At 39.0% G+C, this 25,291-nt stretch carries 31 protein-coding genes and 1 pseudogene; 6 read left to right on the plus strand and 26 right to left on the minus strand.

The window, feature by feature from the left end:
- Positions 1-18 precede the first annotated feature (18 nt).
- The 13 genes and pseudogenes from WG932_RS17525 to WG932_RS17585 all read right to left on the minus strand — a co-directional run bounded on the left by WG932_RS17525 (position 19) and on the right by WG932_RS17585 (position 8,413).
- Positions 19-690, minus strand: coding sequence for an SCO family protein (locus tag WG932_RS17525; protein WP_483084830.1), 672 nt, complete (start codon positions 688-690; stop codon positions 19-21).
- Complete coding sequence (locus WG932_RS17530; protein WP_483084831.1) at positions 683-1,285, minus strand: toxin-antitoxin system YwqK family antitoxin; 603 nt, start codon at positions 1,283-1,285, stop codon at positions 683-685. The genes WG932_RS17525 and WG932_RS17530 overlap by 8 nt, the downstream gene beginning before the upstream one ends.
- Positions 1,272-2,087 carry a YHYH protein gene (locus tag WG932_RS17535; protein WP_483084832.1) on the minus strand — a complete coding sequence of 272 codons (816 nt, stop codon included), beginning with the start codon at positions 2,085-2,087 and terminating at the stop codon, positions 1,272-1,274. The genes WG932_RS17530 and WG932_RS17535 overlap by 14 nt, the downstream gene beginning before the upstream one ends.
- Before the next feature lie 37 nt (positions 2,088-2,124).
- The gene (locus WG932_RS17540; RefSeq protein WP_483084833.1) at positions 2,125-2,346 is read right to left on the minus strand and encodes a hypothetical protein; all 222 of its coding nucleotides are present in this window, start codon (positions 2,344-2,346) and stop codon (positions 2,125-2,127) included.
- A complete protein-coding gene (locus WG932_RS17545) occupies positions 2,343-2,531 on the minus strand; it encodes a hypothetical protein (protein ID WP_483084834.1) in 189 nt (62 codons plus the stop codon). The genes WG932_RS17540 and WG932_RS17545 overlap by 4 nt, the downstream gene beginning before the upstream one ends.
- A gap of 70 nt (positions 2,532-2,601) precedes the next feature.
- Positions 2,602-2,883 carry a hypothetical protein gene (locus tag WG932_RS17550; protein ID WP_483084835.1) on the minus strand — a complete coding sequence of 94 codons (282 nt, stop codon included), beginning with the start codon at positions 2,881-2,883 and terminating at the stop codon, positions 2,602-2,604.
- Positions 2,864-3,505, minus strand: a complete 642-nt coding sequence (locus tag WG932_RS17555; RefSeq protein ID WP_483084836.1) for an RNA polymerase sigma factor — start codon at positions 3,503-3,505, stop codon at positions 2,864-2,866. Before WG932_RS17555 ends, WG932_RS17550 begins: the two co-directional genes overlap by 20 nt.
- Positions 3,506-3,640: 135 nt before the next feature.
- A complete protein-coding gene (locus WG932_RS17560) occupies positions 3,641-4,375 on the minus strand; it encodes a 2-hydroxyacid dehydrogenase (protein WP_483084837.1) in 735 nt (244 codons plus the stop codon).
- Between the two features lie 293 nt (positions 4,376-4,668).
- Entirely contained in the window at positions 4,669-5,565 is an 897-nt protein-coding gene (locus WG932_RS17565; RefSeq protein WP_483084838.1) for a DUF6528 family protein, read from the minus strand.
- Positions 5,566-5,668: 103 nt separating this feature from the next.
- Positions 5,669-6,376: a ZIP family metal transporter gene (locus WG932_RS17570; RefSeq protein WP_483084839.1), complete on the minus strand. Its 708-nt coding sequence runs from the start codon at positions 6,374-6,376 to the stop codon at positions 5,669-5,671.
- 153 nt (positions 6,377-6,529) lie between these two features.
- Positions 6,530-6,964: an Ldh family oxidoreductase gene (locus WG932_RS17575; RefSeq protein WP_483084840.1), complete on the minus strand. Its 435-nt coding sequence runs from the start codon at positions 6,962-6,964 to the stop codon at positions 6,530-6,532.
- Positions 6,906-7,615: pseudogene (locus tag WG932_RS17580) on the minus strand (Ldh family oxidoreductase). Before WG932_RS17580 ends, WG932_RS17575 begins: the two are co-directional and overlap by 59 nt.
- A 168-nt stretch (positions 7,616-7,783) precedes the next feature.
- Positions 7,784-8,413, minus strand: coding sequence for a 3-keto-disaccharide hydrolase (locus WG932_RS17585; RefSeq protein WP_014019324.1), 630 nt, complete (start codon positions 8,411-8,413; stop codon positions 7,784-7,786).
- A 290-nt stretch (positions 8,414-8,703) separates the two neighbouring features.
- Between WG932_RS17585 and WG932_RS17590 the strand changes: the two genes are divergently transcribed.
- From WG932_RS17590 to WG932_RS17615, 6 genes are all read left to right on the plus strand, one after another.
- On the plus strand, positions 8,704-9,087 hold the full coding sequence (locus WG932_RS17590) for a TraR/DksA family transcriptional regulator (protein WP_014019325.1): 384 nt from the start codon (positions 8,704-8,706) through the stop codon (positions 9,085-9,087).
- Positions 9,088-9,089: 2 nt separating this feature from the next.
- Positions 9,090-9,650 (plus strand): SMC-Scp complex subunit ScpB, encoded by a 561-nt coding sequence (scpB, locus tag WG932_RS17595; protein ID WP_014019326.1) that lies wholly within the window; start codon positions 9,090-9,092, stop codon positions 9,648-9,650.
- Between the two features lie 131 nt (positions 9,651-9,781).
- Positions 9,782-10,498: a pseudouridine synthase gene (locus WG932_RS17600; protein ID WP_483084841.1), complete on the plus strand. Its 717-nt coding sequence runs from the start codon at positions 9,782-9,784 to the stop codon at positions 10,496-10,498.
- A 29-nt stretch (positions 10,499-10,527) separates the two neighbouring features.
- Positions 10,528-10,824 (plus strand): hypothetical protein, encoded by a 297-nt coding sequence (locus WG932_RS17605; protein WP_483084842.1) that lies wholly within the window; start codon positions 10,528-10,530, stop codon positions 10,822-10,824.
- Between the two features lie 59 nt (positions 10,825-10,883).
- On the plus strand, positions 10,884-11,165 hold the full coding sequence (locus WG932_RS17610; RefSeq protein WP_149392148.1) for a DUF427 domain-containing protein: 282 nt from the start codon (positions 10,884-10,886) through the stop codon (positions 11,163-11,165).
- Positions 11,166-11,278: 113 nt separating this feature from the next.
- The gene (locus tag WG932_RS17615) at positions 11,279-12,553 is read left to right on the plus strand and encodes a mercuric reductase (RefSeq protein WP_483088674.1); all 1,275 of its coding nucleotides are present in this window, start codon (positions 11,279-11,281) and stop codon (positions 12,551-12,553) included.
- A 664-nt stretch (positions 12,554-13,217) separates the two neighbouring features.
- On the opposite strand, the gene WG932_RS17620 is transcribed toward WG932_RS17615, so the two are convergent.
- From WG932_RS17620 to WG932_RS17680, 13 genes are all read right to left on the minus strand, one after another.
- On the minus strand, positions 13,218-13,577 hold the full coding sequence (locus tag WG932_RS17620; protein ID WP_483084843.1) for a D-arabinono-1,4-lactone oxidase: 360 nt from the start codon (positions 13,575-13,577) through the stop codon (positions 13,218-13,220).
- Positions 13,478-14,488 carry an FAD-binding protein gene (locus tag WG932_RS17625; RefSeq protein WP_483084844.1) on the minus strand — a complete coding sequence of 337 codons (1,011 nt, stop codon included), beginning with the start codon at positions 14,486-14,488 and terminating at the stop codon, positions 13,478-13,480. Before WG932_RS17625 ends, WG932_RS17620 begins: the two co-directional genes overlap by 100 nt.
- 201 nt (positions 14,489-14,689) lie before the next feature.
- Complete coding sequence (locus tag WG932_RS17630) at positions 14,690-15,025, minus strand: hypothetical protein (protein WP_483084845.1); 336 nt, start codon at positions 15,023-15,025, stop codon at positions 14,690-14,692.
- A 56-nt stretch (positions 15,026-15,081) separates the two neighbouring features.
- Positions 15,082-15,849: a DUF4221 family protein gene (locus WG932_RS17635; RefSeq protein WP_483084846.1), complete on the minus strand. Its 768-nt coding sequence runs from the start codon at positions 15,847-15,849 to the stop codon at positions 15,082-15,084.
- A 72-nt stretch (positions 15,850-15,921) separates the two neighbouring features.
- The gene (locus WG932_RS17640) at positions 15,922-16,113 is read right to left on the minus strand and encodes a hypothetical protein (RefSeq protein WP_483084847.1); all 192 of its coding nucleotides are present in this window, start codon (positions 16,111-16,113) and stop codon (positions 15,922-15,924) included.
- A gap of 243 nt (positions 16,114-16,356) precedes the next feature.
- Entirely contained in the window at positions 16,357-17,523 is a 1,167-nt protein-coding gene (locus WG932_RS17645; protein WP_483084848.1) for a DUF4221 family protein, read from the minus strand.
- Between the two features lie 50 nt (positions 17,524-17,573).
- Positions 17,574-18,734, minus strand: coding sequence for a DUF4221 family protein (locus tag WG932_RS17650; RefSeq protein WP_483084849.1), 1,161 nt, complete (start codon positions 18,732-18,734; stop codon positions 17,574-17,576).
- A 44-nt stretch (positions 18,735-18,778) separates the two neighbouring features.
- Positions 18,779-19,651 carry a DUF4221 family protein gene (locus WG932_RS17655; protein WP_483084850.1) on the minus strand — a complete coding sequence of 291 codons (873 nt, stop codon included), beginning with the start codon at positions 19,649-19,651 and terminating at the stop codon, positions 18,779-18,781.
- Complete coding sequence (locus WG932_RS17660) at positions 19,630-19,935, minus strand: hypothetical protein (RefSeq protein WP_483084851.1); 306 nt, start codon at positions 19,933-19,935, stop codon at positions 19,630-19,632. Before WG932_RS17660 ends, WG932_RS17655 begins: the two co-directional genes overlap by 22 nt.
- A gap of 437 nt (positions 19,936-20,372) precedes the next feature.
- Positions 20,373-20,771 (minus strand): group III truncated hemoglobin, encoded by a 399-nt coding sequence (locus tag WG932_RS17665; RefSeq protein ID WP_483084852.1) that lies wholly within the window; start codon positions 20,769-20,771, stop codon positions 20,373-20,375.
- Positions 20,772-20,777: 6 nt separating this feature from the next.
- Entirely contained in the window at positions 20,778-21,125 is a 348-nt protein-coding gene (locus tag WG932_RS17670) for a cupin domain-containing protein (RefSeq protein ID WP_483084853.1), read from the minus strand.
- Between the two features lie 1,096 nt (positions 21,126-22,221).
- Positions 22,222-23,688: a glycine--tRNA ligase gene (locus WG932_RS17675; RefSeq protein ID WP_483084854.1), complete on the minus strand. Its 1,467-nt coding sequence runs from the start codon at positions 23,686-23,688 to the stop codon at positions 22,222-22,224.
- Positions 23,689-23,729: 41 nt separating this feature from the next.
- Positions 23,730-25,289 carry a hypothetical protein gene (locus WG932_RS17680; protein WP_483088675.1) on the minus strand — a complete coding sequence of 520 codons (1,560 nt, stop codon included), beginning with the start codon at positions 25,287-25,289 and terminating at the stop codon, positions 23,730-23,732.
- Between the last annotated feature and the right edge of the window lie 2 nt (positions 25,290-25,291).

Here is a 25,291-nt window from a genome sequence, read left to right on the forward strand (position 1 = left end):
TTTGATAGAGGGAGCATTTTAAAGAACAATCAATTCATCCCTAAGCAACTTGGCATCGGCCATTAATTGCTTGATAGCTGTTTTATTTAGCCCATTATAAATCCCCCTGATGTGTCGCTCATTGTCTATCAGCAATATATTTTCGGTATGTAAAAAATCGTCAGGACTCTTTTGAATCCCCATATCTTCTTCCACAAAAAACTGATTTCTACCCAATTCATAAATATCCTGCCTTTCACCTGTTAACAAATACCAGTTTTCACTACTAATGCCATTTTTTTTCGCATAGGCTTGAAGTTCAGGCACACCATCCATATCAGGTGTTACGGAATAAGAAAGCAGTTGTACGCCTTTATCTTCAGACAACTCCTCCTGAACCAGTTCCATATTGGCCATCATTTTAGGACATATGCCCGGACATGTGGTAAAGAAAAAATTTACAATGGTAATTTTATCATCAAACACATCAGCAGTAACCGTATCCCCCAGTTGGTTATAAACTTGAAATTGGGGGATTTCATGAAAGTTTTCCGGCACTTCTTCTTCTCCGGTGAACCACCGAGGTGTAAATGTTGATTCTTCGTAATAGGGCAATTTCAACCTCGAACTCGCCTCTACTTCACTTTGCTGTTTATTAGTATTACAAGCGATTGCAAAGCCTACTATAAGTATAATTAATAATTTATTCATCGGTTACAATATTTTCTCCCTCCAATTCATAACATAAAATGGCTCGATTAAGACCAAAAGTCCTTCCGTTTTTTGCTTCATAATTGACAAACAATTCTCCGTTTGCTCTCCAAGCCCTTTGTAAACCTTCCTCTTTACCATTTACAATATTTATCATTTTAAAGGGTTGCCCACCGGAATACCATTGTTTTTGCGATCCATGAACCACGCCTTTTTTGTAATTGAACTCCGAACGCAAATGTCCATTGATCCACCAAGACCTAACCACTCCATCCAACCTATTATCTTCATAGAAAGCCACAAAACTCAACTCTCCATTTTCAAACCACCTCTTGAACAAACCATTTCTCTTTCCATTTTTGTAAGTGATTTCCACTGCCGTTTGCCCATTAGAATAAGCCCCTACGCCTACCCCACTAAAAGGCTTTCTTTTGTAATATACAATTCCTTCATTAGGATTAAGTTCCAGCATTTCTTTGGCTACTCGCCTACCCTTTAGGGCCTTAGGTTTATCTTCTTCATTATTGCCAAAAAATGCCACAAATAACCCTAGTAAAAGCCAAGAAAGCCAGAAATAGTGTTTAATGAATCGCATTTGGGCTTCCTTGATAATTTCCCGGAAATAGAATATAATACCTATTCAAATACAACTCATTCTGAATATGGTAATGATACACAGCTTTCATATTGTATTTGGTGGCAGACACGTGACCACCGGATTCATCCAAATCGTTTGGATAAGTCCCTGTGGCCGTACATTTTCTCCCAAATAAGAAAAAACCATCAGATATGATCCCAATCAAATTGTCATCATCATCAGAAAAGGCCAAAGGTTCAAGATGATAATGGTAACTCTGAGGACCTGTATGGGCACCATTGAAGTCTAAAGATGGTGCGGCATCGTCTAAAGGTATGTTAGGTCCTTCATTATCATTATAAATCAAGGATCCACTCACTGCAATGCCTATGGGACCTAACCCGGTAGAGGTTGGTGCAGCGGCTTTTTTCGGAACGGCAGGTACAATTAAAGTATAGCCGCCATTGAAGTCATCAATATTTCCCGGAGCCATTTGACCAAATGAAGTATAGGTGGGATTTACAAATAATGGATGGTTTACCTCTGCCCCTTCGGTGACCAATACCCTTCCTCTTGGGTCTGTAGCTACTCGCTTAGTGGTATTGGACCAATAGGGAGACCTATGATTTGGAAGACCATTGGATTCAATAATGATTTCGTCTCCATCAAGCATTATTGTGATATTTTCCTTGTCAAAAGCCTCAAAAGCAGCAGGAAGTTCAGTAATCTTTTCCGAAGAACTTGCTTTTTCTGCATTGCAAGACCAAGCAACAAAAGAAACCAATAATATCAAAACTATATTTCGGTCAGTTCTTTCCATGTCAATATATTATTTACCTCCTATTGACGTAGGACAACTATCTATCCTTCGGAGGGGGAGGATTATTCCCACCTCCTCTAAGTAGAATTTGCTGCAAATTTTTAATAATACTTCCAAAAGCCTCATGCTGTTCTTCATTACAAAGCTCCTTCAATTCCTCAAAATGCTTAAAAGTAATTTCAGCTTTTCTTGACTCGGTTTTGGCTATCGCATCGAGTTTCTCTTGTTTTTCTTGCTCACTCACCTCAGGTAGTTTCAAAAATCGAAGTACTCTTTCACCAATTTTCTTTGGTCTTGCTGCAGTGCAGACATCTCTTGTTGGTGAACCATTGCAGAAGCAAAATATATTTTTTCTTGCTCATCTGTAAGCCCCAAATTTTTACTGATCCTATTTTTAAAATTCGCATTTCCTCCTCCCTCAAAAGGAGGTTTAGCCCCCTCCATATAACAAGAGTAAGTAGAATGTTTAGCACCAGTAGACTGATAAATCCAATCTTGTATACCTTATTACTCATTATTCATAAATATTAAAGTCAGAGATCATATCACTATAGAGGTCGGATACCTGTTCCGTGTCATTTTGATAACTGAAATAATTACTGACTACGAAAACATTGGCACACAAAAGCATCACAATTACCGCAGCCACCGGCATCCATTGGCTTTGTTGCTTGTGTATTTCCTTGCTTTTCCTCTCCTTAATTTTCTCTTTTATTTTCAACAAATTTCCTTCAGGAGGTCGAACTTCTTTCACTCCATCGAGGCTATTTAATACTTTATTTTTCCAAGCTTCCATATTTACTTTGACGTATTTTTTTAAAATTCCCTCGCTCAGGATAAAATTTTTCTAGCTTTTCGCGCATTGATGCTTTGGCTCTTTGCAATAGTGATTCTACAGATTTTCTACTTACCTCCATTATATCTGCCACCTTCTGTTGGGATAAGCCATCTATCTGGGTTAGGATAAATACTGTTTTTTGATTTTCAGTCAACTCATCCAAAACCTTAAATAGCAATTTACCATCTTCTGCATTTTCAAGTTTTACGCCCGGATGAACGAAATCTACCGGTTCAATAATGGTTTCTCCCGTATCTCTGCTGAAAATGGACGAAAAAACACCTTTTCTTTTTAAGCTATTTTTCTTCCGCAGAAAATCCAAAGATTTATTCACTGTGATTCTGTAAATCCAGGTACTGACAGAGGCGTCATTTTTAAATTTTCCGGCAGCTTCAAAAAGTGTAATAAAAACATCTTGCAAAACCTCTTCTGCATCCTGCTCGTTTTTGGTGTAACTTATGGCTGTAGAATAAACTTTAGACGAATACTTATTGTAGAAATAATCAAGAGGTTTTTCATTCCCTCCAGCCATTTCCAATAGCATCTGATCTTCTTCATACAGGGGCCTATCCTTAGTCATTCTTTATTTTCTGCACAAATCATTATACCTTGGTAAATCTATGATAGCAAATATAAGCGCATTATAGTAGCTGATCACTTTTATAAACAGTATTTAGATGACTTTGTTGTTGAAGTCTCGGATCTTTGGTCTTTATCAATATAGGTCTATTTTCAAAGACTTCTTGACATCTATCCAAAGTTTCCATTTCCAAGCGCAGCATGGCCTCTTCTGTATAAAAACTAAGGTGAGGAAATAGCAAAACATTTTCCATGGTATAAAGCTTTTTAATGGGTGAAACTCTTGATTTAATGGCTCCCTGCTAAACACATCCAATGCAGCACCTGCAACTTGCCCCTTTTCCAATGCCTGCAACAATTCCTCTTCATCTATCAGGGCACCCCTGGCTGTATTAATGATAAAAGCAGTCTTTTTAACCTTAGCCAATTCTTTCTTACCAAGTATATGATGCGTCTCATTGGTCAACACAGCGTGCAAAGAAATAAAATCACTTCCTTCCAATAAAGTATTGAGTGAATTTACTTTAGTAATTCCTTTTATTGCCAATTCATCTCTGGATTTATAAGGATCATAACCAATTACTTGAGCATTGAACCCCATTCCGGCCATCCTAGCCATACTTGTACCTATCTTGCCACAACCTACTATCCCCAGGGTTTTGCCTGAAACATCCTTTCCTAGCCATCTTTGTGTGGGCCATACCCAGGAAGAGTCACTCATTTGGTGATGAATAGAAGGAATCTTTTTTGTCAAAGCCAATAACATGGCAAATGCACCTTCTGCTACAGTTTCTTCTGCGTATTCAGGAACATTCACCACCACAACACCCTTATTATTAGCTGCAGTTATATCTATGGCATCTATTCCCACCCCATATTTTATAATGGCCTTTAGCTTGGTCGAAGCTTCTATGATTTTTACTTACCGGAGTGTAACACATCAACAACAGGTCACAGTCCCTCACCTCTTCCAAAAGCAGATCTTCACTTATTCCTTCAGGTAAAAGTACAAGTTCATGACCTTTTGCCACTAGTTCTCTATCAACGAGTGGGAGTTCAAGCTCTTTATCCGTTCTTATAATCTTCATGCATTAAAAAATTCTAATAAGACATCTCTCTTTTTGGGAGTCGTGATTATTTAATCTTATACACCTTCGTAAGCCCTTACATGACCCTAACTTTGTAAATTTTCCTATTTGTTAGCGCCAAAGTATCTTTCTTTGGTAGGTGCATATAAATATGATGCGTCCACCAACTTATTTCTCCTTTGGTATATATTAGCTCACCTGTTTGCGTATTCAAGTTCACTGATTTCACATGATGAACTCCTTCAAGTGGTGTAAAAGGTGAAAATGTTGAACTTTTGATATCAAACTGCCACACACTATTGGTCGTGGACAATAGTAATCTTCTATCATTCGTAAGAAACAAGTCATGGCCGCTTTCATCAGGTATTTTCCACTCATTAACTTGTTTTAATTGAGGCTGCGAACTATCCCAATCTTCAAGCTTATACTCACGCAACTGATCGAACCCCAAGGCAAACAAACTGTTATTCTCCTTATCCCATACAACACCGTGGCCTGAGAATAAACTGTCAGTAAACAAAATGCGATCAGAATGATCCAAGTCGTAAAGTCTAATCGAATTTCCATTCTCTGCTGTGGACAAGGCCACCACCAACTTATTGCCGGGCAGGTATTCTGCTGAATGAGCATTGGGAGCATGCGCATAAAAGACGGTCTTCTTATCAGCTCTGTTCACCAAAGCCACTCCACCACTAGAAGAAGTAATTAAAATTTGGTTTTCCCCTATTGGTTTGCAATCATCTGTGGTTTTAAAATAATCATGAAAGTTTTCAGGCAGCCCTTCTGACATGGATGCTGTCCATTCCCAAACCTTGGCAAACCCAAGTGAATCAGCCGCTGCCTTTTCAAATAATGCCACTTTCTCATCTCCACAGGTGATCAACTGTGAAAAGCCATGACCAGTGTTTGTGTTCTTATTCCCTGTGCAGGAAAAGAACCATAAAAATGATAAAAGAAGGAGCAATGGTTTCATGATTTTCAAAGCGAGAATAGGCATAACTAGTAGGAATAGTAATTAAATATGTATGATCTATGAATTATTGGGTGGTATTAATTCCATTATTAAGCTTGGCCAACTACATTACTTTTTCCCCTATAATCCCTACCAAAAACCCCAATATAGCACCCAAAGAAGAAAGGTAATTATTTTTCAATTTACTTTCAGGAATAATGTCTTGAATTAACAAATATAAGATACCCCCACTTGCAAAAGCCATCAATTGTGCCGTTAAATCAGGGTAATCGCTTAAATAAAAATGACCTATCAAAGCTCCGATTATTCCTGAAAAGCTCAAGAATGAAAATATTACCAATGTTTTGGTGACTGAAAATCCGCTCAATACCAAATCCCTAAAGGAATTAAAGGCTTCAGGAAGATTTTGCAATCCTATAAAAACAGCCAAAAGGGTAGCCATTTTTGGATTAATGGCAAAGGTAGCCCCTAAGGCAATCGATTCGGGAACGAAGTCCATCACCATGGCCAATAAAGTAGCCATTTGACCGCCTTTTTTAGCCAAATACCAGTCAATGGCCATAAACAAAATTGCTCCGGTTAGGAAGGATGCCGCCATTGGAAGCAATTCCAGCTCTTCCATACCTTTTGGAATAAGCACCAAAGCCAAAGCAGACAATATTATTCCTGCACCAAAGGACATCAGGGCATGTATTATCTCATATTTAATGGGCTTCTCTTTGATATGGTGGCTAAAATAATTGGCTAAAAGTCCACCAATAAAAACAGTAATCCCGGAAAACCCCGAAAAAAGAATAAGTTTTTGTATCATCTTTTATAAACTTAGCCTAATCCAATCAATCTATCTCACAAATTAAGCAATCATCCTACCAAAAGAAAACATCAAGTACTCTGTTCTGATTCTCAGTTACCCACCTATAAAAACTGAAAAGGTAAAACATCAGACCAACAAGGAAAAAGCAAATTAAGGCAAAGGAATTTTACAAAGTTTTGCCATGGTCATTAACTCTTCAAGGATCAAATGATGCACGGGAATACCATGTTTCACCCTCTTAGCATAGGCATTTCGCTCAGGATCTCCGGGAATCTGCACCTTTTCTGCTCCATCTTGCGGCACAGTATTTCTCATAGTAACAATCCAATGATCCATACTCTCTTTGAAAGCCATAATATCCCTAAAGCCTTCAATATCCCAAGCCATAAAAAAATGTCCTATTCCTTTTCCCACCTCCATTACAGGAATAGCAGAATGTATGGCAAAGGGAGTGGCAAAGGGCCCCCAATTGGCTCCACTTAAAACTGCAGAAAGGATATCTATGGCTGCCGCCAAACAATATCCCTTATGCCCTGAGCCCTCTTTGGTACTGCCAAGGGGCAATAAAGCACCGCCATTGATCATTTTTTAGGAGTCGTGGTGGCCTCCCTTTTTCATCCAGACACCAATTTTCAGGAATTGATCTCCCTTCCCTATGTGCAATTTCCACCTTTCCATAAGCCACAGTGCTACTGGCAAAATCAATCACTACCTCCGGTTCATTGAGGGAGGGGAATGCAACTGCCAAAGGATTGGTTCCAAGCATTTTTCCTTCCCAGAGAATGGGGCTACACCTTTGGTGGTATTGGTCATGGACATTCCTATATAATCCTTTCGTGTGGCCATCAATGGATAATAACCGGCTGCTCCATAATGATTGCTATTGCAAACTGCTATGGAGCCGGACCCATGCTGACCAGTTTTTTCAATCGCCATTTCCATAGAATGAGGACCTACCACCAAGCCCAGGCCATTGTCTCCATCAATGGAGGCAACTGCATGTTTTTCTCGAATGACCTTGAGCTTTGGTTTAGGGTTGATTCTACCTGCTTTTAGTAAATCAAAATAGGTTTTTAATCGGGCTATACCGTGAGAATCAATCCCATGTTCATCGCTGTATGCAAGCACATCTGCCGCAAGGACGGCCTCTTCAGGGGGCACGTCAAGTGACATAAAAACCTTCCCGGTAAACTCCCTTAGCGCTAGGTGATTTATAAGAGTATATTTATTAGTCATTGCTTCATATGTTATTAGAACACCTGCCCTATTTTTTTAATGAATTAGTCCCTTTTAAAAAATTCATGTGAATCACTAAGCATTGAAAAAATCGATAAAAAAATCCGGTCAACCAAATGGTCAACCGGATTTTAAATATTTATGACTGATATATAAAAACTAAATGCATTAAGGCAAAGGTTTGATCATGATGTCTTTATAATAAACCACGCTTTTGGGATCGTGGGCCTGAAGTGCCACTGTTCCATGACTTAACCTCTTGCCACTGTCACCAATTTCTCCTCTATCTGTTTTTTCATTGAACTCATTGATCACTTCCCCATTGATTTTGACGGTGATATCATCACCTTGGACAATGATGTGCTGGGTATACCATTCGTTGTCTTTAACAAAAGTTTCTTTTACGTCCTTAAAACTGTAGACACTACCTGTTTTCCTCCAATCACCTTGTGTTTGATTGACTTGAATTTCATAGCCTTTACTTGGCCATCCGTCTTCTTCAAACTCAGTATGAACAAAAATTCCCGAATTAGCGCCGGGCATGGTCTTTACCTGCATTTTCAATTCAAAATTTTTAAAATCATGCTTTTTGTATTTGCCGGTATAGAACATGTGAGACCTGGGTCCCTCCACCTTAACTACCCCATCCTCTATGCTGAATGAATCCGGGTTTTCGCTAAAAGACCAACCTTTGAATGATTTTCCGTTAAATAGGCTCTTCCAGCCTTTATCTGCTTTTTGAGCCGATACATTTAAGGAGATAAATGCACATATGATTACTACGATTATTTTTTTCATTAGAAATTATTTGGATTAGTATTGTTTGGGCGTTCAAATTAATACTTTCTTAGGGATATTTCAAGTATAGTAAGTGAATCGCTTTTCAAAATATTTTCAAACCTATTATTCAAAATAATTTGATTGCAGAATGAGAAATAATGAAATATAAAAGTCAATTATATCCCTTTCATCCCTTCTTTTTAAAATTAAATTCACTTAAAAAGAATTCATGTAATTTTATCCTGAAAATAAAATTTTTGATTTCAGAATACTCACTGTATTTTAGGGAAATTTTAAAGTAATGTTTTATGAGCCAGGTAGAAAAAACCAGTTATTCCAGAGAAGAGCTTCAGGAATTTGAATCACTTATTAATGAAAAACTGTCGATTGCAAAAGAAGAATTGAATCAATTGAAACGTTCTTTGAGTAAACAAAATGACAGTGGAACGGAAAATACAGCCTCCACATCAAAGTTACTTGAAGACGGTGCTGACACGCTTGAAAGAGAAAGCCTAAGTCAATTGGCTGCGAGGCAGCAAAAATTTATTATAAATCTCGAAAATGCCCTGAGGAGGATAAAAAATGGGACTTATGGAGTCTGTGTAGACACTGGAAAACTCATCAATAAGGAAAGGTTAAAGGCAGTCCCACATACCATGCATAGTATTGAAGCAAAATTAGGCAAAAAATAAACGTGGACTTTTTACCCAGACATATAGAAGCATTAATATTCTGTTCCCCCGAGCCTCTTGGCATCAAGGAAATTCAAAAATGTCTTGCAGAAATGTTTGAGACAGAAATTCCGATGGAGCACTTAGAAGAAGCCCTAAAAGAATTGACCAACAAATACCTTTCTGATGATTTTTCTTTCAGCTTGGAAAATTTGGCAGGAGGCTACCAGTTTTTGACCAAACCGGCCTACCTCAGTAGTGTGGCCATCCTGCAAAAACACCAATCTCAAAAGAGACTTTCCAATGCGCAATTGGAAACCCTCTCAATCATTGCCTATAAACAACCTATCACCAAATCAGAAATGGAGCAAATTAGAGGTGTTAATTGTGACTATTCTGTGCAAAAACTCCTTGAAAAGTCTCTTGTAGCCATAAAAGGAAAGTCAGATGGACTGGGAAGACCCATTCTCTATGGCACCAGCCCAAAATTTATGGAATATTTTGGAATTAATGATTTAAGTGAGCTTCCACAACCTAAGGATTTCAAAGCGGAAGAAAATGAAATTGGAAATCAATCCGATTGATTTCTCTTGAATGAGGTATTTATAAATAAATAGCATTAAATTTGCATCCGCTTTGAAACTTAAGGTGAAGTTACCTTAAGCTCAACACATTACACCAGATTATTTTAATACAGCAGAGATGCTGCAAGTTTATGAAAAAATTCAATAACAGGTCCGGAGATGCTCCCAAAAAACCCAGGGGAGATAAAAAAGAATCAGGAAAACGCTCCTCTTACGCTAAAAAGAAGGACAGTACAGACAAAATACCTGAAGAAAAAACTGAATACAAAGGAAGGGGACGCAATCAAAAGCCTATTTTTGGCAAAGTCGAAGACAAAGAGAGGAAGAAAAAACCTTTTAAAAAACCTTTCTCCCCTCTTAAGGGTGGTAAAAATAAGACAGACGAGCAACAACCTGTTTATAACCTAAAAACCATTCAAAAAACTACTCAAACGGATGCGGACGAAATTAGGCTCAACAAATTCATAGCCAATGCAGGCATTTGTTCTCGAAGAGATGCAGACAAGCTTATTGAGAATGGAGAGATTTCCGTCAATGGAAAAGTAGTAAATGAAATGGGATACAAAGTCCTTAGAAAAGACCGTGTGGTATATAAAGGCAAATCAATCCGCCCAGAAAAACCGGTCTATATTCTACTGAATAAGCCAAAGGATTTTATCACCACCACAGACGACCCTTTTGAAAGAAAAACTGTCATGCATCTCGTAGATAATGCCTGTGAAGAAAGGCTCTTCCCCGTAGGAAGGTTGGATCGAAACACAACAGGACTCTTGCTTTTCACCAATGATGGGGAGCTATCTGCTAAATTGACCCATCCATCCTATGAAATCAAAAAATATATCAGGTAACCCTGGACAAGGCCATAGCAAAAAATGATGTGGATGCCATATTGGAAGGAGTGACCCTTGAGGATGGAATTACCGAGGTGGATGATCTTCAGGTTTTGTCAAAAGACCGTACAATTTTAGGTATAGAAATTCATTCAGGAAAAAACAGGATTGTTCGAAGGATTTTTGCTCACTTTGGCTATGAGGTAATCGCTCTGGATAGGGTGACGTTTGCAGGCTTAAGCAAAAAAGACATCCCACGAGGAAAATACCGCTTTCTTGAAGAGAAGGAGGTCATTAACCTAAAGTTTATGAACAAAAGAAAAAACAAAAAGCGACCTAAATAGTCGCTTTTTTCTAGCATGGTTTTGGCAGTGGTTTATTAAATATAAACCTGATAATAAACATGAAAGCCATCTGGAAAGGAAAAGTACTCGCTGAATCTGATGAGACAGTATCGTTGGAAAACAATCATTATTTCCCCCATGAATCCCTCAACAGACAATTTTTTGAAATTTCTCAAACTACCTCAGATTGCCCTTGGAAAGGAAGGGCAAACTATTACCACATCCGAATAGGAGAAGACATCAACCGCGATGCAGCTTGGCATTATCCTGAGCCTAAAGAAGCAGCCAAAGAAATCAAAGATTACGTGGCTTTCTGGAAAGGAATAGAAATCAAAGAATAGGTTGCCATGAAAAATTACGATGCTGTAATCATAGGTGCCGGACAGGCAGGAATGCCTTTGGCAAAAAAATAAGTGCAAAAGGGCTAACAGTAGCCCTGATTGAGAAAAGAGTAATAGGAGGAACTTGCATCAACGATGGCTGTTCACCTACCAAAACTATGGTGGCCTCCGCAAAAGTGGCCCATCTGGTGGGCAGGGCTGAAGACTTTGGTGTAAATGTAAAAAGTTTCTCTATTGATCAAAAGGTCATCAAAGCCCGAAAGGATCACATCGTCACTACCTTTAGGGGAGGAGCTGAAAAAGGCCTTAAAAAAGCAGAAAACGTAGACATCATCTTAGGAAAAGCTACCGTTCTTTCCTCCAACAAAGTAAGCATTGACCGCGAAGGGGCGGAGGTTATTGAAATTTCAGGAGAAAAAATCTTCCTCAACACGGGGTCTTCTCCTTTTGTCCCGGAGATTGATGGCTTGAAAGAAACACCTTACTTGACGAGCAGTAGCATTATGGAGCTCGAAGAAACGCCTGAACATCTGATTATCTTAGGTGCAGGATATATAGGCCTTGAATTTGGGCAGATGTTCAACAGGTTTGGGAGTAAAGTTACCATAATAGACAAAGCGCCAAGACTAGTACCCAAAGAGGACAAAGATGTTTGTGAGGAAGTTTCAAAAATATTTACTGAAGAGGGCATTGAAACAATATTAGAAGCTGCTGTTACAAAGGTAAACTATGAAAACAAGCAATTTAAAGTTTATCTGGAAGACAATACAGGGCCAAAAATGGTTGAGGGCAGCCACTTACTGGTAGCTACAGGAAGGAAACCCAACAGCAAAGGCTTAGGACTAGAAGGTATCGGTGTTAAACTTACGGAAAAGGGTCATATAGTGGTGAATGAGACTTTTGAAACAAGCGTTCCAAATATCTATGCCTTAGGAGATGTGGCCGGATCACCACCTTTTACCCATATGGCTTATAATGATGCACACATTGCCTTTAGGAGCATTTATGAAGGGGATAAAGAAATATCATCAAAGTACAGGCTGCTTCCTTACTGTGTTTTTATCGATCCACAGCTGGCAAGAACAGGACTCAATGAAAAAGAGGCAATTGAGAAAGGCATCTCCTATAAGGTAGGTAAATTTTTTATGAAGCATGCCGGCAGGGCGCTGGAAACGGATGAAACGAATGGTTTTTTTAAGGTTATTGTCGATCCGGAGAGTAAGCAGATTTTAGGTGCTACCATTTTAAGTTTAGATGGAGGAGAGGTGATGGCGGTACTTCAAATGGCCATGGTGGGTAAGGTTACTTATGATCAAATACAAAATCTGCCTATTGCGCATCCTACATTGGCAGAAAGTTTGAATAATTTAATGATGCAAATTGAGTAAATCTCCATTTACAACTAATTGTTTTGATGGCGGTTACGATAGTAAATCCCTCTTCAAGGGGGCTAGGGAAAGAAGATTTTCAGAAACCCCAAAGGGGTGCCAAGATTATAGCAAAATGGTACCTGAAAAATACATAAATCCCGTGGGGATGGTATTATAAAATTAGCCAATCCAGCAAAAAATTCTATAAAATAAGTTGCAGATATAATTTTACCCTATAATGGCTGTAATGACTGTCACCCCTATGGGGTTTTGAATTTGATGCGATTTTTAAATCTATAATCCTGTCATCCCTTTGGGATTCGGTTTTGTAAATTTGTGTTAGTACTACCTATGAATAAAATTTAAAACGGTAAACTTTTTCAGGACGGGTCAATTTTATACTGTAAACCTATACCAGTATATAAATAATAATATGTACTTAAATTTTAGGACGAGTCAGGATGTTTACGAAAGAATCCCCTTTGTCCCCCTTTGAAGAAAAGGGGGATTTTGTGCTTTCAGGACTTACGAGCGCGTACCTGATCTTACATTTCCTCAGCCCGTTACAATTTCAATAATTCAGCAATAAAGTCATTTTGCCGAAACTCCCCTTGACAATGGGGAGTAGAGCTTGTCCCGACAGAGTCATGAGGGATTTACCTCTTAAAAAACATTCTTTAGTTCAATAAATATTTTTGGAGAGGTAATGGTTTTTGAATTTTCTTTCAGGGTCGTACTTTTTGGTTAATTCCAGAAAATCAGGGTATTTTTCATACTGCTGTTGTATAGCCATGGGATGCATGGTGAAAAGTTTTCCCCAATGGGGTTTTCCATTGAAGGCAGCCAGGATTCCCTCAATTTTGGGGAGCAATTCCATTACCTCCTTGGTATGTGGCTTCCACGTAAAATGGATGGCTACACTGTCTTGGTGATAACAAGGGCTCATCCAAAAATCATCCGCAGCAATGCTCCTAATCTCAGAAATAAATAAATGTGGCGCAATCTGCTCGTTAAGTTTTTCAAGGGCAAGGATAGCCTCCACGGCATTTTTTTGGGGAATAAAAATTCGGATTGCAGTTCGTCTCCTGCACTCGGATTAAATTCCATTTTAAAATGAGGCAATCGATCGTACCAGGGACCGGGCACGCCCATCTGTTCTGAACAGCTTTCAGCAGAATGAGCCAGGAAAGGGTGGATGTTTTTAGTAGCTGCTCTTGCGCCATAAAAATCAGCCTCCATTTGGAGAGGAGCACCATCCACTTTTTGTTTGACCCACACTTCACTTACTTTCTTGTCTCTCCAGTCTGTAAACAGGCTAACACTGTATCCACTGGACATTATGGCATCAAAATGCAATTCCAAACTTTCAAGTGGAAGGTTTAAAAAGACATTTTGCTGAACGGAAAAGGTTTCCTGTACCTCAAGGGTTAATTTAGTAATGACGCCAAAGGCACCAAGACCTACAACCACGGCATAAAAATCAGGATGCGATTTGTCCAATTGCTTAAGCTCACCATTGGGCATGACCAACTCAATGGCTGTTACCGCCGTGGCCAGGTTCCCATTTTCAACACCCGATCCGTGGGTAGCTGTGGCACAAGCTCCCGCCACAGTAATATGAGGCAAGGAAGCCAGGTTATGCAAAGCGAAACCTTGTGCGTGTAATTTTTGACTAAAATCACCGTAGCGCACGTCTGCTTCTACCGTCAAAGTCTTTTTGTCCTTATCCAATCCAAGGACTTTGTTTAAATGCCTTGTGGAAATCTGATTTTTAGAACTGTCTGCAATATCATTGAAGCAATGTTTTGAACCCATAGCTTTTTGTTGACCCAGTTGCTTAACCAACGCCTGAATTTCGGCTACAGTGCCAGGCTCATAAATGTTCTCTGCCTTGAAAGTACAATTCCCTGCCCAGTTTTTTCTCTTCGAACCTATCTCCTCACTTTCCTCCATAATTTCATTTATTTTTAAGTGGAACAAGACAAATCGGAAGCCAGCATTCCTCCATTCCTTTCCGGGTTTGAAGTTTTAACAAACCCCTTCCTTATCATTGCAAACCTTGAATATACCCGATATCCCCAATAGTATACCCCTCAGGAGGGAAAACGCATTCCTTCCTTACTGATTTATAGCGTATCAATTGAAAGCAATATCTCATAACTTCTCCGGCTTAAATCCCACAAATACCATCTGATCCTCAGAAGGGTTGTTGTCTGGGTGGTTAAGGGAAAGGTAAAGCTTTCCATTATGGGTAAAATACATTCGGGTATATATAGTGTTTTTAGGCAGGTCCACTTCCCCTACTTTTTCAAAGTCACTATTGAGCATGATCACTGAAGGAGGTTTATTGTCCCAGTTACGCCTTTGTCCATCAGGTCCTATATAGTCTACCTTGCGGTAAGCCAGGCGGTAAAGTAATTTATTCTCTTCGTCATAGGCCAGCTCCCGGTAGGAGTTGGACGTGACATAAAATTCTTCGTGTCCATCCATATTTGGGCTGTCCCAAGGGAGTGCATCTCCAAAGTGCTTGCTTCCGGCTTCCCTTTCTATAAGCTCCTCTTTTTCAAATCATAGATGAATATATTGTTGTAAAAAGGAATTCCAAAAACCAAGTATCGATCATCTGCCAACACATGCGAACTATGACTGAAATAAGCACCATGAACATATTTATTAAATTGGGAAGGTAATTCGAACATATGTATGGCCGATTCATCATTCATATTTGGAATTTTTAAGAACATGGTTCCTGACAATTTCCCAGGTAGGTTATAATCTGATTCCCCTCTGGCATATACAAATGTCTGATTTCGAATCCTGTCAAATAGCAAGGGTTGTTGGGTATAGTAAAGCTGTATAGCGGGGTTTCCCTTACGCTCTACTAAATCTGTCTTTAAAATTTTAAGAAGGTTTCCTTTCAAGTCTGTCACATAAAGACGAATCCTATAAGAACTCCCAATAAGAAATGTGGAGTCCGCCATCAGTTCAAAACCTTTTATCTTACCTACCCCGTTAGGACCATCGGTTTTAAAGTGAACCTTAAAATCTTCAAAAGAATCGGAAAGGGCATAAAACTCCAATTCGTTTGTCATTTCATTGACTACCCCCAAGTATTCGCCTTCATTTATCTCAACCTTTTTGACGTATTTACTATAAACGTTTGAGCGATACCCCATTTGAAATGTCAGTGTATCAGTCGCGACCAAGGACAATGATTCATTAAAATTTCTGGGCAATGGATCCAAGTCATTGGCTTCTTGGCAGGAAATCAGAAATAAAATTACCAATAAATAAAAAGAGATACTCTTTGTCATAATCATGTTTTAAACCCGTAAACCTGCTTTCACACGTTTACGGGGTTTTGATAAATGAATTAATTGTTGTGTTTAACAGATTTTAGGATCAGTAACCAAACAATTCCCTGATCCATCACAACAATGTACACCATTGTCGAAATTCCAAGGGGTACCCGTTTCACTTTGAGCCTGTGCAGTATTGCTCAAATTTGCTAAAGTAAGTGAGGGAAAAACATCTCCCTTGTCAAACTCCAATCCAACCATTACATTTAGCGTAAGCATCAGCCCAAACGCTACAGCTGCAGTCCATCGCAGCCATTTGCTTGTTTTTAATACATTTTTTATAATAATTAATATTTAAAATGGTACATTATTTATACATATTAAATTTATATGTTCTTTTACCTAATAAATAGGCCAAAACAACCCATTATAAGTAATTATTAGACACAATCGGACATTTAATTAATTAATCTTTTAAGTATTCCTTTTAAACAGCTTAAAATCAATTAATTACACCCCATTTCATAACCTCTCCGGCTTAAACCCCACAAAGACCATCTGATCCTCAGAAGGATTGTTGTCGGGATGGTTAAGGGAGAGGTACAATTTACCATCATGAGTAAAATACATCCAGTTATATATTTGATTAACCGGCAGGTCAATCTCCCCTTCTTTCTCAAAGTTGCTGTTGATGATGATTACTGAAGGCAACTTATTGTCCCAGTTTCGCTGCTCCCCATCTGGACCGATATAGTCTACCCCACGATAAGCCAGACGGTAGAGCAATTTATTTTCTTCATCATAGGCAAGTTCTCTATATGAATTTGAAGTAGTGTAGAATTCTTCATGTAGATCCGAAGTTGATTTTGATCCTTCCATTGGAAGCACGTCACCAAAATACTTACTTCCGCCTTCTCTTTCTATCATTTCACCCTTTCTCAGGTCGTAGATTAATAGGTTATTATAAAAAGAACTACTGAGAATCAGGTAACGGTCCTCCATCAATAGATGGGAACCATGGCAAAAATGGGAACCGTGAATATATTTGTCAAAATGGGAAGGTAACTTAAACACATGGTTGATTGAACCCTCGTTAATGGTTGATGCTTTTAAAAACATGGTTCCTGACCATATACCGGGGATATTGAAATCGGAATCCACTCTTGTGAATAAGAAGGCATCCTGTTTATTTCTGTCGAAAACTATGGGTTGATTTGTATAATAAATTTGAACGAAAGGTTTACCCTTTCTCTCTACTTCATCTGTTTTAATGATGCTTTTAATGCTTCCTTCAAAGTCAGTTACATACAAGCGAATCCTATAATTACCCGCAATAAGTAAGGTAGAATCTGAAATTACTTCGAAAGCCTTAATTTGTCCAACTCCATTTGGCCCCTCCACTTGAAAACTAACCTTAAAGTTTTCCCCCAAGTCAGAAAGTGCATAACACTCTAATTCATTGGTATTTTCATTTACCACACCTAAATAAGGGGCCTTATTGATTCGAAAACTCCTAATATAATTACTGTATACATTTGACCGGTAACCGATAGGAATGGCTATGGTGTCGGTAGGAGTTAAAGTCATTTTTTGCTCAAATTCTCTAGGCATTGGATCAAGCTCATTGGCTTCTTGGCAGGAGATTATAAATACCAGCAACCAAACATTAAGAAGAAGACTTCTGATCATAATTATTTCAATTAAATCTGTATAAAGGCTTTAGATTACTTTATATCACCTTATAACTTCTCCGGCTTAAACCCCACAAAAACCATCTTATCTTCGGAGGGGTTGTTGTCAGGATGATTTAGGGAAAGATAAAGCTTTCCATTATGGGTAAAATACATTCGGGTATATATAGTGTTTTTAGGCAGGTCCAATTCTCCTACTTTTTCAAAATCGCTGTTGATCATGATGACGGAAGGAAGTTTATTGTCCCAATTTCGTCGCCGTCCATCCGGACCGGTATAGTCCACGCCCTGATAAGCGATCCTGTAAAGCAATCGACTTTCTTTATCATAGGCCAGTTCCCGGTAGGAGTTTGAAGGAACGTAAAAGCTCTCGCTCTTTCCACTCTCGGCATTTTCCCAAGGCAGGGCATCTCCAAAGTGCCTGCTTCCTGCTTCCTTTTCAATCAACCCCTCTTTTTCCAAATCATAGATTAAAATATTGTTGTAAAATGGAATGGCCAAAACCAAATAACGATCCTCTATTAGAAGATGAGAGCTGTGACTAAAAAAGGCACCATGGACATAATTGTAGAAGTGGGAGGGTAACTCAAATACATGCGCGGCCGATTCATCGTCCATATTTGGAATTTTTAAAAACATGGTTCCTGACCATTTTCCAGGAGCATTGTAATCTGTATCAACCCCAGTATATACATACAGATTGCCATATTTCTTATTGTTCACCAATGGTGTATTTGTATAATAGCTCTGTACAAAGGGGAAGCCTTTTCGCTCAATAAAATTGGTTTTTAAAGTTTTTTCAAGGTTTCCCATCAGGTCCGTGACATATAATCGAATTTTATAGGTACTTCCTACTAAAAGGGTTGAGTCAGAAATCACTTCAAAAGCCTTTAACTTTCCAATACCATTGGGGCCTTCGGTTTTAAAGTGAATCTTAAAATTATCTACCCCATTGGAAAGGGCATAAAACTCCAATTCATTTGTGTTTTCATTAACTATCCCCAGGTAATCATTACCATTTATCTCAACCTTTTTAATGTATCTGCTGTAAACATTGGATTTGTCACCAATAGAGAATACCAGCGTATCTTTCGGTACTAAGGTTAATGATTCGCTAAAATCTCTAGGCTTTGGATCAAGCTCATGGGCTTCCTCGCAGGAGATTATAAATATCAGCAACCAAACATATATTAGAAGACTTCTGATCATAATTGTTTCAATTAAATATGCAATGTCTCACTATGTATACCATTTCATAACTTCTCTGGCTTAAACCCTACAAAGACCATCTTGTCTTCAGAGGGGTTATTGTCGGGATGATTTAGGGAAAGGTAAAGCTTACCATTATGAATAAAATACATTCGGGTATATATAGTGTTTTTAGGCAGGTCCACTTCCCCTACTTTTTCAAAGTCACTGTTGATTATGATTACTGAAGGAAGTTTATTGTCCCAATTTCGTCGCTGTCCATCCGGACCGGTATAGTCCACGCCCTGATAAGCGATCCTGTAAAGTAATTTATTTTCCTCATCATACGCCAGCTCCCGGTAGGAGTTGGAAGTGACATAAAATTCTTCGTGTCCATCCATATTTGGACTGTCCCAAGGGAGTGCATCTCCAAAGTGCTTGCTTCCAGCCTCTCTTTCAATTAGCGCTTCTTTTTCCAAATCATAGATTAATATATTGTTGTAAAATGGGATACCTAAAACTAAGTAACGATCATCCGCCAACACATGCGAACTATGGCTAAAATAAGCACCATGAACAAAATCGTTGAAAAACTTGGGTAGCTCAAAAACATGTTGAATCGGTTCGTTTACGCTGTTAGCAATTTTCATAAACATGGTGCCTGACCATTGCCCTGGGCCATTGTAATCAGTATCTACTTTAGTTAATACATAAAAATCATCACTGCTTTTATGATACAACAAAGGCCTTTGTGTAGAATACATCTGCACGAAAGGCTTGCCCTTCCTTGATGTATCATCAGTTTCTATTGTCTTTTTAAGATTCCCTTCAAAGTCAGTTACGTAAAGCCGTATTCTATAGGAACTGGCTATAAATAGGGTACTGTCAGAAATTACCTCAAAAGCCTTAAGTTGCCCTACAGCATTAGGCCCATCCAAATGGAAGCGCACTTTAAAATCCTCCCCTTATCAGAAAGTGCATAAAATTCCAAATCATTGGTATTTACATTTACTACCCCTAGATATGGGCTATCACCTATGTTACAGGCCTTGACATACCTACTGTATACATCTGATCGGTACCCAATAGGAATTGTTAAAGTATCGGTAGGAACCAAAGTCATTTTTGGGTTAAATCTCCGAGGTGTTGGATCGAGTTCTTTGACTTCTTGGCAGGAAGCCGAAAGACACAGCAGGAGGACACAAATCAGTATATTTTTCATCTCCAGATTTTATTTCCGACTATTAGGAAGTATATAAATCAGTTAAACACCATAGATTTAAACCTTTGGTTCTTAACCTAAATGGGATGTTTAATATTAAACACCGCTTTAAAACTAAACAATTAAAAATGAAAATGATTAAATAGTTTATTTTTTTTCTGAATTTTAAAAAATAAAAGCAATACTAGTTTTGGCTTAGAACTGCATTCCTGTAGAAATCCCCCTTTATCCCCCTTGTCAAGGGGGAGTTGCAGCAAAAGGTATTTCATTGCTGAATTGGAAGCATTTAAACGGACTGAGGAAATGGAAAATCAGGTACGCACTCGTGCCTCCTGAAAAAACAAAATCCCCCTTAAAAGGGGGAAACAGGGGGATTTTTAAAGTAAATTTTCTAAAAATCAGCATGTAATAATAGGTCTGCTATCTCTCATTCACCCCTATTTGGCATCTACCGGCCTTTTGTTCCACATGGCCATAAACTGGAAATGCGCCATCCTTCTGGCGGACTCTTTGGCTTTATCTGCCAATTCGCCTTCATATAGCTCATTTATTGTTTCAAACCAAAGTTGTAACCAAATACCAAAATGCTTTTGCTCTACGGTATGGTTTAAATTCTTGTCTACATTGATATGTTTAAGCGTAGGGTTGCCCTTGAACTTAATCACTCCAAAAAGATTCGTTTCCCAGAAATCAGTTAGCTTTTCCAGGTGTTCCGGCCACCTTTCTTCCTCAATATGTCCATTGAAAATGGGACCCAAAACTTCGTCTTTTCTGATTTTCGCATAAAATGCATTCACCAGAACATTGATGTCTTTGCGGTTTTCAATTGGTTTCATCAGGCTTTATTTATTTGATTCCTTGACAACATTCTCTACACGTTCTGCCTGATCGGATTTTGAAAGACTTAAGCGAACCACACTGTCTTTTATAGCGGTCAGGTCATGTGGAATATTACCTCCAAGTGCCACAATACCTCCACTTTTAAAATTGTGTACCTCTCCTTCAGCCCCAAAGTCAATCTCTCCCTCCAAGACCTGAACCACTATCGGGAACTTGGTTTGATGCTCTTTCATTACCTGGCCTTCTTTCAAGAGGATACGTATTTCTTTGGAGAATGGTGATTCCAAAATAACTTTGGTACTGATCTTATCTCCATATTGTAAAGCTTCATAAAACGAGGTAACTTCCATTTTTTATGTACTTTAAATTCAAATTTAACTTATATATTATTACCTTTTAAAGATACTCAAACTCATCTTATTAATAAGGGATGTTTTTATCTTTTATTATTGTATTGGTATTACAATTTCTATTTAAAATGCGTTCAATTTTTTCCGTTTATTTTTTGCCGGCGGTTATATGGCTGGTATTAAATTGAAATGCGCTGACTCAATTTAAATTCAGAAATGCACACGAAAATCTTAATGATTACGAACTCCCCCTTAAAAAGGGGACTCAGGGGATTTTTGACGTAAATATTTTAAAATTCCAGATTGAAAAACAATAACATTTCCGTTGTAATCTCTCCCTGCACTGCCGAGACAGGCACTTTGCCCCCTTGTCAATGTGGAGTTGCGGCAAAAGGCATTTTATTGCTGAATTACTAAACTGCCGGCAGCTGAGCGGAGTCGAAGCCATAGGGTAACGTGTTCACAATAACCACGGGTGAAACCCGTGGACAGCAAATGTATTATCAATATTCCAACCCCGGAGTGGGTTGAACAAGCCCTCATTATAGTATGTTCAACACCTTCAGTGTTGGGAATAGGGTAGGTATTTCCATTCCGTGGGTTGTCACCCACGGCTAATATTATTCAGACCCTTCAGGTCTGTTTTTTTGTTAAAAAGAATGAAATTAGTGAGAACCCATTTCTGTAAGTTCTTCATTGAGGACCCTTTTGGAATAGGTTGAGCGAGGTAAGGGTGTGGCAAAATTGCAATTTATCCGCAGAAAAATCAAGCCAGCAGAAAACTTCTCCCCACAGGGTCAAACGCTGCCTCGTTCTCTGGCATGCCCACACCGCTACTTCCTACAATGATACTTAAATAAAACCAGAAATTGGAATCATATAACTTATATGACTGCAATAGTTTGGTGAAAATTGTTTTCAAGTTGAATTGCTAAACTGCTTATCTCGCTAAGACGCAAAGGGCTATAAATTATTTCTTTGCGACTCCGCGACTCTGCGTGCAACTTTCAACGTTTATTTTTATTCTTGGGAGTTTGGGAGTCAACAAAAAAACCGGCTCATGGGCCGGTCTTTTTATGCTTATGAAAATTGAAATTTATATTTTCTCGAATACATTTTTGAAACTACAAGCCGCAGCAATCCTGCTGTTTAATTCAGTAATTGGTACACGCTCCTGTTCGGTGGTATCTCTGTGACGTATGGTTACTGTATCATCTTCCAAGGTCTGGTGATCTACAGCTATACAAAATGGCGTCCCAATTAAATCTTGTCTTGTATAACGTTTACCTATTGAGCCAGCTTCTTCGTAGATGATATTGAAATCATATTTCAATTGATCAAAAATCGCTTTGCCTTTATCAGGCAGGCCATCTTTCTTAGTTAATGGTAAAATGGCAGCTTTTACCGGAGCTAAAGCAGGGTGCAATGCCAAGTAAGACCTGGTTTTGCCTTCCACTTCTTCCGTTTTAAAAGCATTACAAAGCGTCATCAAAAACAACCTATCTGCGCCAATAGATGTTTCTACTACATAAGGAATGTAATTTTTATTCACCTCTGGATCAAAATATTGTTGTTTTTTCTTGCTGAACTCCTGATGCGCTTTTAAGTCAAAGTCTGTTCGGGAGTGAATCCCTTCCACTTCTTTGAAACCAAAAGGAAATTGGTACTCTATATCCAAAGCAGCATTGGCATAATGTGCCAGCTTCTCATGGTCATGTCTTCTTAGTTTTTCTTCAGGTATACCCAAAGCCTTGTGCCAGCTCATTCGTGTATCTGCCCAATGCTTGTACCATTCCAGTTCAGTACCAGGCCTGACAAAGAATTGCATCTCCATTTGCTCAAATTCCCTCATTCTGAAAATAAACTGTCTGGCAACAATTTCATTTCTGAAGGCCTTACCTATTTGTGCTATACCAAAAGGAATTTTCATTCTGGCTGTTTTCTGCACATTCAAGAAATTTACAAAAATCCCTTGAGCCGTTTCTGGTCTAAGGTAAATGGTACTAGAATCCTCTGATACAGAACCTACTTGAGTAGAAAACATAAGGTTAAACTGCCTTATTTCGGTCCAGTTTGTGGTTCCACTCACCGGGCATTTGATATCTTCTTCAATTAATAATTCGCGAAGAGCTGAAAAATCTTCTTCCTCCAACAAACGCCCCATGGTAGCCAAAAGACTATTGGCTTTCTCCTGGTTGCCTTCGTTTTCATAACCGGCAGCTTTTTCTTCGATCAGTACATCCGCTCTATAGCGCTTTTTACTGTCTTTATTGTCTACCATTGGATCATTGAAACTATCCACATGGCCGGAAGCTTTCCAGGTAGTAGGATGCATAAAAATAGCCGCATCCAATCCAACGATATTACCGTTTAAACGGGTCATGGATTCCCACCATAATCTTTTTAGGTTATTCTTTAACTCTACCCCATATGGTCCGTAATCATATACGGCCTGAAGCCCATCATAAATTTCAGATGAAGGGTAAACAAACCCATACTCTTTGGCATGGGCAATGATATCTTTTAGCAAGCCGCTTTCCTGCTTTTGTTCTGATTTTGCCATAGGCGCAAAATTAAGCAAAAACCTATACTCTACAAGGTTTTTCAGTTACTGGTATTGTTTTGCATCAGGAAAGCAGCAATATCTGCGACATCTTGGGCCTTAAGTTGCATTTCAAAAGGGCCGGGCATCAAACTTATGGGTAGTTGTTTTCTGGTGAGCACCAGTCCTGCTGGCAAAACATGCCGCTGCCCTTGGAAATCAAGAACGGTGACCACGGGCCCTGAAGATTGCAATAGACCTAGAAGTACAGCTCCATTCTTTAGCGCAATCAAATAAGCCTCCGAACCAAAGCCAATGGCTGCATCAGGTTGAACAATGGCGTTGACTAAGGTTGGATAATCCATTTTATGTCCTATTTGACTCAGGTCTGGACCTATTTCATTACCCGAGGACTCGATTTTATGACAGGCAGCACAATTTTGTATGGCTTTTAGCTTGCCTGCTATAGGGTCTTTGTCAAGAGATAAGACTTCTCCCTCATCAATTGCCTTGTCTTCTTTAAAATAATGCCTCAACACCTTAAGCGCCGATGGTCTTTTTTCATACTTACTAACAGCTGAAAAATCTAAATTGGAATCTTTAAATGTACCTTCTGCAGCCATTAAAGCCAGATGGAGTCTACCCGAAGGGTTTTCCGCCAATTGAGCTAAGGCAAGCTGCTTTTGTTCTTGGTTGGTTAAACTGTCTGTCAATTGTGCTTTTAATGCCAACAAATTGGGTTGGGCATCTGGTAAAACAATTGGAGCCTCCCAATCTTGCAGAAAAGCGCTCCACTCATTGTATTTTCTGAATTGAAGCCACCATTGGGCTTTTTCCTGAAGTGGCCCTTTCTTTTCAGCGGCTTTCTTTACAGCCTCCACTGCCTCTTTTTCAAAGATAAAAGCCAGGGTTTCCAAAGCTAGGTCTCTTTCCTCTATTCCTAAACCCTCATTCTCCAACCTGGCTTTCAAGGCAGGAATTGCAGCTTTAGGATGCCACTCCCATACCAGCGATGCGATTTGAGGAGTCCATTTTACCGGATCTACTGCAGCGATATTGGCCTGGTAATAGGCTTCTGCATTGTCTTTCATTCCTATGCCCAATGCATTTCTGTACCAGGGATCTGTCCCATTGTATGCTTTGATTAACTCATTATAGATTTCTGAAGTTTTCCCCCAATTTTCCTCCCTTAGCAATAAGGCCAGTTCTCTTCTAATCAATGGCGAACCTTCCTTTGCCATCCTCAACGCTTCATCAAGCAATTGATCAGGCGCATAGGTAGCCAAAGCCCGGAGTGTGGTCAAAACTATTTCCTCGTTGGCATCTTCCATTAAAGGTAAAATTGAATGGATTCCTTGCGCTCCCATAGCTGCCAATACCCAGATCGCTCTGGCTCTAAAAAAGGGATTGTCCTCATTTTTAACCATACTTTCTAGCTCAGGCAAAACCCCAGCCCCTTGTTCTGTTAACTTTTGCATAGCAAAAGCACGTACATGGACCGCCGGATTCTTTAGCGCCGCCAATTGACCTTCTGTAGTCGTATAATCTATCTTTGGAAGTGTTAATTTTTTGCCTTTTGGAACAATGCGATAAATCTTTCCTTCTCCAATCTTATCTCTCATTT

It is taken from the genome of Cyclobacterium sp. SOCE241 (assembly GCF_056867545.1).